Annotated in this window: 12 protein-coding genes; all 12 read right to left on the bottom strand. The window is 74.2% G+C overall.

Translation table 11 applies throughout. From position 1 onward, the window contains the following. Positions 1–9: 9 nt before the first annotated feature. The 12 genes from J2X68_RS15640 to J2X68_RS15585 all read right to left on the bottom strand — a co-directional run bounded on the left by J2X68_RS15640 (position 10) and on the right by J2X68_RS15585 (position 12,489). Entirely contained in the window at positions 10–1,197 is a 1,188-nt protein-coding gene (locus J2X68_RS15640) for an acyltransferase (protein WP_310433340.1), read from the bottom strand. A gap of 112 nt (positions 1,198–1,309) precedes the next feature. Further along, a complete protein-coding gene (locus J2X68_RS15635) occupies positions 1,310–2,320 on the bottom strand; it encodes an alpha/beta hydrolase (protein ID WP_310433143.1) in 1,011 nt (336 codons plus the stop codon). 167 nt (positions 2,321–2,487) lie between these two features. Then, complete coding sequence (locus J2X68_RS15630) at positions 2,488–3,372, bottom strand: alpha/beta hydrolase (protein WP_310433142.1); 885 nt, start codon at positions 3,370–3,372, stop codon at positions 2,488–2,490. A 291-nt stretch (positions 3,373–3,663) separates the two neighbouring features. Further along, positions 3,664–4,866 carry a kynureninase gene (kynU, locus tag J2X68_RS15625; protein ID WP_310433141.1) on the bottom strand — a complete coding sequence of 401 codons (1,203 nt, stop codon included), beginning with the start codon at positions 4,864–4,866 and terminating at the stop codon, positions 3,664–3,666. Next, complete coding sequence (locus J2X68_RS15620) at positions 4,859–5,704, bottom strand: tryptophan 2,3-dioxygenase family protein (RefSeq protein ID WP_310433140.1); 846 nt, start codon at positions 5,702–5,704, stop codon at positions 4,859–4,861. Before J2X68_RS15620 ends, kynU begins: the two co-directional genes overlap by 8 nt. Before the next feature lie 160 nt (positions 5,705–5,864). Continuing rightward, positions 5,865–6,278: a DUF3151 domain-containing protein gene (locus J2X68_RS15615; protein ID WP_020129192.1), complete on the bottom strand. Its 414-nt coding sequence runs from the start codon at positions 6,276–6,278 to the stop codon at positions 5,865–5,867. Between the two features lie 80 nt (positions 6,279–6,358). Further along, positions 6,359–7,876 (bottom strand): MFS transporter, encoded by a 1,518-nt coding sequence (locus tag J2X68_RS15610; protein ID WP_310433139.1) that lies wholly within the window; start codon positions 7,874–7,876, stop codon positions 6,359–6,361. A gap of 97 nt (positions 7,877–7,973) precedes the next feature. Continuing rightward, positions 7,974–9,005: a class II fructose-bisphosphate aldolase gene (gene fbaA / locus J2X68_RS15605; protein ID WP_310433138.1), complete on the bottom strand. Its 1,032-nt coding sequence runs from the start codon at positions 9,003–9,005 to the stop codon at positions 7,974–7,976. A 165-nt stretch (positions 9,006–9,170) separates the two neighbouring features. Next, a complete protein-coding gene (gene pyrE, locus J2X68_RS15600) occupies positions 9,171–9,719 on the bottom strand; it encodes an orotate phosphoribosyltransferase (RefSeq protein WP_310433137.1) in 549 nt (182 codons plus the stop codon). A gap of 34 nt (positions 9,720–9,753) precedes the next feature. Continuing rightward, complete coding sequence (locus J2X68_RS15595; RefSeq protein WP_310433136.1) at positions 9,754–10,551, bottom strand: aldose 1-epimerase; 798 nt, start codon at positions 10,549–10,551, stop codon at positions 9,754–9,756. 21 nt (positions 10,552–10,572) lie between these two features. Then, positions 10,573–11,412 (bottom strand): alpha/beta hydrolase, encoded by an 840-nt coding sequence (locus tag J2X68_RS15590; RefSeq protein WP_310433135.1) that lies wholly within the window; start codon positions 11,410–11,412, stop codon positions 10,573–10,575. A 207-nt stretch (positions 11,413–11,619) separates the two neighbouring features. After that, positions 11,620–12,489: an SRPBCC domain-containing protein gene (locus J2X68_RS15585; RefSeq protein ID WP_310433134.1), complete on the bottom strand. Its 870-nt coding sequence runs from the start codon at positions 12,487–12,489 to the stop codon at positions 11,620–11,622. Between the last annotated feature and the right edge of the window lie 42 nt (positions 12,490–12,531).

Below are 12,531 nucleotides of genomic sequence, written 5' to 3'. Positions count from 1 at the left end.
GGCTCAACCCTAGGCATCGGGCGCCTCCTTCGGCTCCGTCCGGCCGGAACGGTGGTGGACGCGGATCACCCGGGACGCGCGGCCGCCGGGGCGGCGCGGCCCGCGTTCACAGGCGTGGAACGCCGCCCGGCACACCCCCAGCACCAGGGCGAAGGCCGGCAGCCACAGCAGCCGGGCCGCCACCCATCCCGGCCCGTCGGGGACGGTGTGCAGGCCGGGCAGCCGGCCCGCGAACAGGGCTGTCGCGGTGGTCGCCATCATGGCCGTCTGGTGCCAGAGGAACACCGTCATCGCCGAGAGGTTGACCAGCGCGACCGCCGCCCAGGCCAGAGGTCCGCGCATGACCCGACGCAGCCGGTCGCGCAGCAGCAGTGCCAGTCCGCACTGGGCGAGGCCGAACGTGACGGCGGCCAGCGTGGGCGGGTCGAGGTTGGACACCGCGGCGCCCGGCACGCCCACCATCGACGCCGGGTATCCCCCCAGGCCGACGAGCAGCGCCGTCGCGACCGCCCCGCCGACCAGCAGCAGCCGGCCCGCGCGGGGCCGCTCCAGCTCACCGCGGGTCCAGGCCGCGCCCACGGTGTACGGCACCAGCCAGCCCGCCAGCACGTTCACCCAGCCCAGCCACGACGGGCCGCCCGGCCCGAAGCGCACCAGGTCCACATGGAGGACGACGGCCAGCGGCCACAGCGGGTTGAGCCGGACCAGCAGCGGGGTCGCGGCCGTCAGCAGGGCGAAGACCAGCAGGAACCAGAGAGGGGACAGCGCCAGTTTGACCACGGTGTGCACGGTGACGAAGGACGCGCCGCCGAGCAGGAGACCGATCGCGGCGACCGTCCACACGGCCAGGAGGGCGGCGACCGGCACGAACAGCCGCGCCAGCCTGGTGCCGAGCCACGCGCGGTAGCTCCCGCCCCGCGCGCGGGCCGAGGCGAGGCTCCGGGTCGCCACATGGCCGCCCACCATGAAGAAGACGGCGAGGGTCTGGAACATCCACGACACCGGGGCCAGCCGGGGCATGGGCCCCAGCGGGCTCGCGGCCCGCAGGGTTCCGCCGTCGGCGACGAGCGCCGTCACCAGCCAGTGGCCGAGGACGACACCGAGGATCGCCAGTGCCCGCAGGGCGTCCACGGCCCGGTCGCGCCCCGGCGGCGTGGCGGCGTCGATCCGGGCGGCGGCCCGCCGGAGCCCGAACAGCGCCCGCTCCCGCGCCCCTCGCTCAGGGGCCCCACGTTCCTGAGCCGCACGCCCCCGCGCCCCGGGCGCCGGTGACTCCCGCTCGCCTTCCTGGGTCGCGCGTTCCCGGGTCTCACGCACCGGTGACCTCCGAGGTCGCGCCGAGGACGATCCGGGCGATGTTGGCCAGGGAGGGCGAACCCGGCCGGAAGTAGTCGCTGTGGCCGCCGGAGCCCGCCGCGAAGACACGGGCGCCGAACGACGGGGACAGGGGATCGGCGCCGAAGCCGACCGTCGTGCCGAACAGGTCGGCGCTGACATGGGGCACGTCGGCCACCCAGTCGCCGGCGCCCCGGGCCGCCCAGATCCGCGCGGAGGTGCGCAGGCCGGCCGCCGACTCCGCGCCCGTGCCCGGGCTGCCGAGGAGGACGAGATCCGTCACGTCCAGGTGCGGGGCGGCGCGGCCGCACACGACCGAGCCGTACGAATGGCACAGGAGGGTGAATCGGGCACCCGGTGCGGTGACGGCGCGCAGCCCGCGCAGGAACTCCCGCAGGTCCGGGGCCGCTTCCTCGGCACGGTCCGGGGTGAGCACGGCGGCGCTGACCGTGCCGGGGGTGGTGTAGCCGAGCCAGGCCACCACCGCCGTGCGCGGTTCGGCGCCGGTCCGCCCGGTGAGCCGGTGGTGCAGTGCGGCCGCTCCCGCGCGGAAGCGTCCGAAGGTGTCCAGCGAGGTGTCGGAGCCCGGTACGAGGACGGCGACCCGGTCGGCACGGGCGAGGTCCCCCAGCACCTCGACGGCCCGGCCGGGACCCCGGCCGTCGAAGGAGAGCAGCTTGCGGGAAGGGCTGGCCAACTCCCGCTCGGCGGCGGCGCGGTGGCGGTCTCCGTGGGCGGCGGCCATCCCGGACGCCAGTGCCGCGTTGGCCCGGTTGGCGGCGTACGCCCGCTCCAGCGTGGCCGCCGTCGGCGGGGCGAGCGCGGCCGGGGGCGGGGCCGGGATGCGCGGCCGGGCCGCCGCCGCCGTGAGGGGGACGACCACGGCGGCCGTGATGAGGACGGCCAACAGGGCGCGGAACCAGTGCCGCCCTCCGCGCGACTCCCCCGCCCGGCGCCGCCTCCCGCGAAAACGCAGCTCCGCCATCCCGCCCCTCCCCCGCCAGTGCGCCCGGCCATCGGGCCCTTCCGGCTTGGAAGTTACGGAGCGGCGCCCGTCGTTCGCGTCCCGCTGAGGAGCTCTTCTTCGACGTAGCTCTCAGGTACTACGGGTACGAGCCAGGGGACTTCACCGCGCCGGATCCGGGGTCGCGGCTACCACGCCAGCTGCGCGATCTCCTCCGCCACGACCGCGCACGCGTCCGCCGCCGGGTCGATCAGCGGGAAGTGGCCGACGTCCTCCAGGAGGGTCAGGCCCACCACCTCGCCCGCCTTCGCCGCCGCGTCCGCGTACGCCTCGGCGACCGCCTGCGGGACGACCAGGTCGGTGCGGCCCTGCACGAGGGTCGTCGCGACGCCCGTCGGCAGCAGCAGCGCGGGGTCGGCGTACGGCTGACGCTCCCCGAACCGATCGTCTCCGCCCAGGAGTTGGTGAACCGCTCCGCCGCACACGTCCAGCTTCTCGGCGACCGCGAAGTCGGCGATCGGGGCCATCGCCACGACGCCCCGCAGCCAGGCCGAATCGCCGGTGCGCCAGGGGGCGTCGGCGGGCAGCACATGCCGGGCCGCCGCCCACAGGGCGAGGTGACCGCCCGCCGAGTGGCCGGTGAGCACCGTGCGGCGGGCATCGGCCTGCGGCACGGCCTCCCGGACCAGGGCGGGGAGGGCGTCGAGGGCCGCGGCCACGTCGTCGAAGGTGTCCGGCCAGCGTCCCGCGAGCGGGGGCGCCCCCTCCGGGGCGGGGCTCTCGGCGCCCCTCCGGTACTCCACGTTGGCCACGGCGAAGCCGCGCTGGGCCAGGTAGTCCGCGAAGGGCGTGATGTGCCGCCGGTCGTACGGCGCCCGCCAGGCCCCGCCGTGCAGCACGACGACGAGCGGGACCGGCCCGCCCGGGCCGACCTGCGCTCGCGGGACGTAGAAGTCGATCACCTGGTCGGGGTGATCGCCGTACGCCGTGGTGACGTCGGGCTCGACGGGCGGATGCGCGAAGGCCGACGCCTCCTCGGCGGCGGCCCGGGCTGCGACAACGTCGTCCGGCATGCTCCAACCTCTCAGCGGCGATGGGGACTTCCCAGGCCTTCGGCACTGGGGGAGGATTCGGCGGACCAGATGAGAATTCGGCCGTTGGCCGGGACGGTATCAGGACCGTGACGTGCGCGGACACGCGGATGTCACGCTCGGTGAGAGGCGACCGGCGCGGCTGAACGGTTCTGCTGTTCCGCCGCCCTGCCGGGCCCGTCCGCCGGGAAACTCTCCGGACCTGCCCTCAGGTACGCCCGCAGGGCCCGGCCGGTTCAGCCGGCCGGGCCCGCCTCGCGCGTTGCCGCCGGGTCAGCGCAGTTCCTCCGCCAGCACCCGCGCCGCCCGCTCCACGTCCGCGAAGCCGACGTACAGCGGGGTGAAGCCGAAGCGCAGGACGTCCGGGCGGCGGAAGTCGCCGACGATCCCGCGCCCGATCAGCCGTTCCATGACCTCGCCGGCGTCCTCGCAGCGCAGCGCCACCTGGCTGCCGCGCTCCTCGTGACGGACCGGGGTCAGCGACTCGACCCGCCCCTCGGGGACGTACGCGGCGACGCACTCCAGGAAGAAGTCCGTCAGGGCCAGCGACTTCGCCCGCACCGCCTCGACCGGGACCCCGTCCCAGACCTCGAGCGCCGCCTCCAGGGCGAGCATCGACAGGATGTCCGGGGTGCCGACCCGCCCGCGCGGGGCGCCCGCCGCGGGCTCGTACGCCTCCCGCATGCCGAAGGGTTCGGCGTGCGAGTTCCAGCCGGGCAGCGGCGAGTCGAACCGGTCCTGGAGGCCGCGGCGGACGTACAGGTACGCCGGTGAACCCGGCCCGCCGTTCAGGTACTTGTAGGTGCAGCCGACCGCGAGGTCCACACCGTGCTCGTCGAGGCCGACCGGCAGGGCGCCCGCGCTGTGGCACAGGTCCCAGACGGCGATCGCGCCGACCGCGTGCACGGCGGCGGTGAGCGACGGCAGGTCGTGCAGCCGCCCGGTGCGGTAGTCGACGTGGTTGAGCAGCACGGCGGCCGTGCGCTCCGACAGCGCCGCCGGCACCTCGCCCGGTGTCACGGCGCGCAGGGTGCGGCCGGTGAGACGGGCCGCGGACCCGGCGATGTAACCGTCCGTGGGGAAGGTGGTGGCGTCGACGAGGATCTCGTCGCGGGCGTCGTCCACCAGGCGCACGGCGCCCACCAGCGCCTTGAAGACGTTGACGCTCGTCGAGTCGCCGACCACGATCTGGCCGGCCGCCGCGCCCACCAGCGGGGCGATCCGGTCGCCGATCCGCTCGGGCGCCGTCCACCAGCCGCTCTCGTCCCAGGAGCGGATCCTCAGCGCGCCCCACTGACGCCGTACGACGTCCTCCACGTGCCCGGGGACGGACCGCGGCAGCGCGCCCAGCGAGTTGCCGTCCAGGTAGACGCCGTCGTCGAGGAGGAACTGGGCGCGCTTGCCCGCCAGTTCGTCGCCGCCGTCCAACTCCTTCGCCTTGAAGGCGAGTTGCTCGAAACCGGGGCGCTCAGACATGGGACCGGGCCGTCCACAGCTCGGGGAACACGTTCTTCTGCGCACGCTTCTCCAGCCAGGCCACACCGGCCGAGCCGCCCGTGCCGGCCTTCGCGCCCATCGCGCGGCGGGTGGCGACGAGGTGGTCGTTGCGCCAGCGCCACACCAGCTCGGCGACGTCCGTCAGGGCCTCGCCGAGGCGCGCGATCTCGTCACCCTCGTCACCCGCGTACACGGCCGTCCAGACCGCCTCGACCTCCGCGGAGGGCTCGTACCGGCGCGCGACGTCCCGCTCCAGGACGGCCGACGGGATCGCGTGACCGCGCCGGGCCAGCAGCCGCAGCACCTCGTCGTACAGGCTCGGCTCGTGCAGCGCCTTCTCCAGCTCCGCGTGGACGCGGGGCGCGCCCCGGTGCGGGACCAGCATGGACGCGGACTTCTCGCCGAGCAGGAACTCCATACGGCGGTACATCGCCGACTGGAAGCCGGAGCCCTCGCCGAGCGCGGAGCGGTACGAGTTGAACTGCGCCGGGGTCAGCTGCCCGAGCGGCCGCCAGGACGCGTTCAGCGCGTCCAGCTCGCGGACGGACCGCTTCAGCGCGTCGATCGCCACCGGCACCCGGTCCTGGCGGAGCGCCTGCGCGGCGGTCTCCCACTCGTGCACGATGACCGTGAACCACAGCTCCATGACCTGGGTGGTGACCAGGAAGACCATCTCTCCGGGATCGTCGGAGAGGGTGTGCTGGAGGTGGGTGAGCACGTCCGCCTTGACGTAGTCCTCGTACGGCGTGGTGCCGGCGAAGTCGAGATGCGGGGTCTCGGGCTCCGAAGCCTCTCGGGGCTGAGCCTGCTGGGACATCGCTGTCTCCTGTTGTGTACTCCGGGTAGCGGTCCGCCCCTGCCGTTACCGACACGGGGGCCCCGGTCCCCACCGGCACATACTGCGCAATGCTCTCCCGAAAACGCAAGGCCCGCCTGGTCACACCGGACGGGCCTCGCGGGAACACACGGCCGAACGGCTATCCCAGGGTCTGGGCGGCCGTCGGCGAGGAGTCCTTCAGGAACTGCGAGCAGCGCTCCCACTCCGCCTGCTCGCCGATCGCCTGCGCGGCGCGGGCGAGGCCGTGCAGGGCGCGCAGGAACCCGCGGTTCGGCTCGTGCTCCCACGGCACCGGGCCGTGGCCCTTCCAGCCGTTGCGGCGCAGGCTGTCCAGGCCGCGGTGGTACCCCGTACGGGCGTACGCGTACGACTCCACCACGCTGCCCCGCTCGAACGCGTCGTCGGCGAGCTGGGCCCAGGCCAGCGAGGACGTCGGGTACTTCGCGGCGACGTCGGCGGGCGCCGTGCCGTTGGCCAGGAGCTCGCGCGGCTCGGGGTCGTCGGGGAGGTGGGTCGGGGGCGGTCCCCCGAGGAGGTTTTCGTGAATGGACATGCGTCCAGTCTGCGCCATCCGGAAGCCCTCGGCCCCGGGCCACCCGGGAAACCCGGACAGCGGTCGGACCCGCGGCACCCCTAGGACAGCCGCCCCTTCGTCCGCTCCCCCTCCAGAGGCGGCGCCAGCACGCTCCCGTGCGTCCTGCACTCCGGCCTGCGGCAGCCCGGCGCCGGGCGGCGCACCGTCGCGAAGGCGACCGCCGCACCCACCACCAGCACCCCGGCGCACAGCACCATCGCCCGCCCGAACGCGTCGTCGAAGGCGGTGGCCGAGCGGTACGCCTCCGAGCTCATCCCGGTCAGCAGGGGCAGCGCGGCCACCGCGACCAGTCCTGCCGCGCGGGCCGCCGCGTTGTTGACGCCGCTCGCCACCCCGGCCCGGGCGACGTCGACGGAGGCCAGCACGGTCGCGGTGAGCGGGGCGACCAGCGCGACCATGCCGAAGCCCAGCACCAGGACGGCGGGCAGGACGTCGGTGACGTAGGAGGCGCCGGGCCCGACCCGAAGCATCAGGAGCATTCCGGCGGCGCACAGCAGCGGGCCGACGGTGAGCGGGATCCGCGGCCCGATGTGCTCGGCCAGTTCACCGGAGCGGGCGGACAGCAGCAGCATCAGCACGGTCGTCGGCAGCAGCGCCGTACCGGCCCCGAGGGCGGACCAGCCGGCCACGACCTGGAGCTGGACCGCGGACAGGAAGAAGAACCCGCCGAAGGCCGCGTACACGCACAGGGTGACCAGGTTGACGGCCGTGAACTGGCGGGACGCGAAGATGTCGAGGGGCAGCATCGGGTCCGGGGTGCGGCGCTCCACCGCCACGAAGGCGGCCCCGGCGACCAGTCCCGCGACCGCCGTCCCCAGGACGACCCCTACGGGCCCGCTCCGGGCCTCGATGAGCGCGTAGGTGACGAGGGCGAGCGCCAGCGCGCCCAGGACGGCGCCCAGCACGTCGAAGTGCCCGTGCGGACGCTCGGCCGCGCTCCCGGGCACGCCGCCGGCCGCGCCGGTGCGGACCGGCCGCCCGTCCGACTCCGGCACGTGCCGCAGGGCCACCGGCACGCACACCACCGCCAGCGGCACGTTCAGCAGGAACACCCACCGCCAGCCCGGGCCGTCCACCAGCCAGCCGCCCAGGAACGGCCCCACGGCCGCCCCCATGCCGCCGAACCCGGACCACAGGCCCACCGCCCGCCCCCGGTCGTCGGGGTGGAAGGAGGCCTGGATGAGCGCGAGGGAACCCGGTGTGAGCAGCGCGCCGCCGACCCCCTGCAGGGCCCGGGCGGCGACCAGCACGCCCGCGTTCGGGGCGATGCCGCACAGCAGCGAGGCGGCGGCGAACCACACCACCCCGATCACGAACACCTTGCGCCGCCCGTAGTGGTCGCCCAGGGAGCCGCCGAGCAGGATCAGCCCGGCCAGCGTCAGCAGATACGCGTTGACGGTCCACTGGAGGGCGGCCAGGTCGGCGTCCAGGTCGCGGCCGATGCGCGGGAGGGCGACGTTGACGACGGTCGAGTCCAGCAGGGCCATGCTGGAGCCGAGCACGGTGGTGAGCAGGATCCACTTGCCCCGCGACGAGGCCAACCGGACGTCAGGCATGCCCCCAGGTATACAGCGAGCCCGGCGCCGTAGACAGACGCCGGGCTCACCCGTACCCGTAGTACCTCCGGAGTGTCACCGGAGGCGCCGCAGGGGACTACTTGATCTTCTGGCCCGCCGAGCGCAGGTGCTGCGTGGCCTCGGTGACGCGCGCGGCCATGCCCGCCTCGGCCAGCTTGCCCCAGGTCCGCGGGTCGTAGGTCTTCTTGGAACCGACCTCGCCGTCGACCTTCAGGACGCCGTCGTAGTTGCGGAACATGTGGTCGGCGACGGGACGCGTGAAGGCGTACTGCGTGTCCGTGTCGATGTTCATCTTGACGACGCCGTTCTCCAGCGCGGTCGCGATCTCCTCCGGGGTGGAGCCGGAGCCGCCGTGGAAGACGAAGTCGAACGGCTGGGAGCCGGCCGGCTTGCCGTACTTCGCGGCGATGCCCTCGTTCAGCTCCTTGAGCAGGTCGGGGCGGAGCACGACGTTGCCCGGCTTGTACACGCCGTGCACGTTGCCGAAGGACGCGGCCAGCAGGTAGCGGCCCTTGTCGCCCAGGCCCAGAGCCTCGACGGTGCGCACCGCGTCGTCGACCGTCGTGTACAGCGAGTCGTTGATCTCGTGCGAGACGCCGTCCTCCTCGCCGCCCGTCGGGGTGATCTCCACCTCGAGGATGATCTTGGCGGCGGCGGTGCGGGCGAGCAGCTCCTGCGCGACGGTGAGGTTGTCGGCGAGGGTCTCGGCCGAGCCGTCCCACATGTGGGACTGGAACAGCGGGTTGCGGCCGGCCTTCACGCGCTCCTCGGAGATCGCGAGGAGCGGACGGACGAACCCGTCGAGCTTGTCCTTCGGGCAGTGGTCCGTGTGCAGCGCGATCGTGACCGGGTACTTCTCGGCGACGATGTGCGCGAACTCGGCGAGGGCCAGCGCGCCCGTCACCATGTCCTTGCTGTACTGACCGCCCGCGAACTCGGCGCCACCCGTCGTGATCTGGACGATGCCGTCGCTCTCGGCCTCCGCGAAGCCGCGCAGTGCCGCGTGCAGGGTCTGGCTCGAGGTCACGTTGATGGCCGGGTAGGCGAACTTGCCTGCCTTCGCCCGGTCGAGCATCTCGTTGTAGACCTCGGGGGTTGCGATGGGCATCTGTCCGCTCCTTGGTATCTGCGGGTTGGCGATCTGTCGATCTGCGTACTACGGCCCTGACCTAGACCTGGGGTGCGACGTCATCGTCGGCCCCATCTTTCCAGACCTGGGCGAATGGTCCATGCCTGGTCCACAACCCGGTCACGTGCGGGTCGATACGGCCCGTCAGTCCAGACCCAGTTCGTCCTTCGAGAAGGCGAACAGATAGGGCACGCCCGCGCCCGCGCGGATCTTCTCGTCCGCGCCGGTCGCCCGGTCCACGATCGTCGCCACGGCCACGACCTCGGCGCCCGCCTCGCGGACGGCCTCCACGGCGGCGAGCGGCGAACCGCCCGTGGTGGAGGTGTCCTCGACGACCAGGACGCGACGGCCCTTGATGTCCGGGCCCTCGACCCGCCGCTGGAGCCCGTGCGCCTTCGCCGCCTTGCGGACGACGAAGGCGTCCAGCCGCCGGCCGCGCGCGGCGGCCGCGTGCAGCATGGCGCCGGCCACCGGGTCGGCGCCCATGGTCAGACCGCCCACCGCGTCGAAGTCGAGCTCGGCGGTCAGGTCGAGCAGCACCTGGCCGACCAGCGGAGCGGCCTCCCCGTCCAGGGTGATGCGGCGGAGGTCGATGTAGTAGTCCGCCTCCAGACCCGACGACAGGGTCACCTTGCCGTGCACCACGGCCTTGTCCTTGATCTGCTGCAGCAGCGTGCCACGTACGTCCGTCATGCTGCTCAGCTTAGAGCGAGCCGGGAGGGCGGGCTCAGAGCCGGGTCCACTGCCAGGTGGTCCCGGACTCCAGCGGCTCCAGGGGCGTGACCAGGCGCGGGAGCGTGTTCAGGCCGTCGGGCGGCCCGGTCTGCGGCTCCACGCACACGGCCGCCTCCTGCTCGTCGTAGACGACGACCCACTCCTCGGGGCTGGTCACCCTCAGCTCCAGCCGGCCCGGCCAGGTGAGGCCGACGTCGACACCGCCGGGCATGCCGAAGCAGTCGTCCCAGGGGCCTGGCTTCGGCTCGACGCGGTTGCCGGTCGGCAGATGGTCGTCGCCGCGCTCCTCCTGCCACGCGGGCTCGAAGGAGAGCCGCACGTCCTGGTCGTCCGGGCCGCCCAGGTTGCGGTTGAACCAGGGGTGCCAGCCGATCTGCGCCGGGAAGGACGAGCCGTGCGTCTCGACGGCCATCGCGAGGTTCAGGGCGTCCTCGGTCAGCGTGACCACCTGGGTGACCCGGCCGGGGTGGGGCCAGGGTGCCACCAGGTCGTACGTCAGCACGACCTCGGCGGCGGTCCGCCGCGCCACCTTCCAGGCGCCGTCGCGGACGGTGCCGTGGATGGCGTGGGGCGCGGCGTTGAGCGGCATCTGGCGGACAGCGCCGCCGTCCCGGAAGCGGCCGTCGCGGATCCTGCCGCACCAGGGGACCATCGGGAAGCACCCGAAGCGGTCCCCCTGGCGCAGCAGTTCGAGGCCGCCGACCCGCAGCCCACCGATCCGGCCGCCGTTGCCCGGCTGCACGGTCACCTCCGCGTCGCCCGCGGTCAGCGTGATGTCTTCTCCACTCACGGGACGACCCTACTGGGACGATCAGACCGGTGCGGTGGCGGACCGGCCGAGATGCCGGGCGAGGAACCGGGCCGCGCTGTCGGCCTCGAACCTGGGCAGTCCGGCGTGCGCGCCCGCGTTGGCGTGCAGCGTCTTCTCGGCGGAGGCGAAGGCGTCGAACAGCGCGAGACCGGCTTCGCGCGGGATGTGCTCGTCGTCCCACTGGAGCGCGAACTCGACCGGAACGGTGACCCGTCGCGCCGCCTCGGCCAGGGTGTCCGGCCAGAAGAGGCCGAAGACCGCCGCGCGGATGCGGGGTTCGACCGCCGTCAGCGGCACCCCGATCGCGGTGCCCAGGTGCAGGCCGAAGTACCCGACGGGACCTCCGGCGCCGATCTCCGGCAGCTCCTGGAGGGCGTCCAGGGTCGCCCGCCACTCCGGCACGGCACGTTCCGCGAGGTGGGCGTTGTACCGGACGACGAGCGGGCCGACCGGCTCGCCCTGCGCCATCGCCCGCCGGAGGGCGGCGATCTCCCGCTCGTCGTGCGCCGAGCGCGGCCGGTCGCCGTGACCGGGCGCGTCGATGGTGGCGACGTGGAATCCGCAACCGGTCACGAGCAGCCGCGCACGGCCCGTCACGGCCGGCGCCTTCCGGTGCCCACCGCCGCCGTGCCCCAGCAGCACCAGGGGCGCGCGCTCGGGGCCGGACGCGGGTCCGGTCACGGTCGAGGAGGACTCGGGTGCGGACGCGGAGGCCGACGCGGGTGTGGACGCGGGCGCGGGTGCCGGTGAGCGGAGCACGCCGGTGACCTCGCCGATCGTGAAGTCGCGCTCGCGGACACCGTCCGACGACGTGTCCGCGGTGAAGTGCAGAGAACGCATGAGGTGTTGCCTCTCGGGATCGCCTGGTTGCCGAGGCGCTCCCGGCGACGCCTACGTCGGTCGCCCGGCCATGACGGAACGGGGGAGCACCCACACGGATACAGCGTTCATGGGTCTCACCTCCTCGTCCGGTGTCACGGCCTCGCGCACGCTACCGGCCGGGCGCCGCACCGCCAACCTCTTTTCCCGGCCCGCCCGTTCCGGGTCTCAGCCGCGTCGGCGCAGCGCCCTGCCCACCACGATCGCCGACGCCACGACCAGCGCGGCCGCCGGAGCGGCCCACCGCAGCGTGCTGTTCGGGACGACGGTCTGCGGGGCCGGGACCGGGGCGTAGCGCCCGCGCGGCGGTGCGTGGTCGACCTCCTCGGCGCTGCGCCCGATCATCGTCCGGCGGGCGTGCGCGGCCTCGGCGGGCGGTTCTCCCGGCCCCGCGAGGTCCTCGAGTCCGGCGGGCGAGACCTCCGCCTCGAAGACGGCCGCGGAGGCCGGCGCGAGATCGACGTCGTCGGCCTCGTCCACGTCGTCGACGTCGCCGGCCTCCCCCGCGGCGGCCTCGGCCTCGTTCTCGTCGAGGTCGTCCACGGCGTCGTCCACGGCGTCCACGGCCTCCGCCGCGTCCGTGGCATCTGTCGCGTCCGCCGCTTCGGTGGCTTCGGTGGCCTCCGTGGCCAGGTTCGCCGCGAAGCGGTTCAGGAGCCGGGTGACGGCCGCGTCCACCGCCTCCGGCGGCAGCTCCGCGATCCGGCCGTCCGCCGACGCGGTCCCCTCGAAGCGCAGCGTCGTGCCCGCCCCGGTCTCCCGCAGCGACAGCGTGAGCAGGGGTTTCACCACCCCGCTGCCGCGCACCTCGGTCGCGTCGCCCTCCACGGCGTAGGAACCGTCCTCGCGCGGGGAGACGCGCACGGCGCCCCGGTACGTGATGGTGTGGCCGCCGACCCGCACCTTCAGCCGCCCCGCGACGGGCTCGGTGCCCGCGTCCTGCTGGAGCCCGGGGACCGCCCGGGCCACCTGCGCCGGATCTGCGAGAGCCGCCCTCAACCGCTCGGCCGGAACCGGAACGAACACCTCTTGCTCCATGACATCGGAGCCTACCCAGCAGGTACCGGAAAGCACCCGGCG

Origin of the sequence: Streptomyces sp. 3330, assembly GCF_031456635.1 — a bacterium.
Lineage (GTDB): Bacteria > Actinomycetota > Actinomycetes > Streptomycetales > Streptomycetaceae > Streptomyces.
Note: the sequence above shows the minus strand (reverse complement) of the source record. Positions and strands in the feature narration are given on the sequence as shown.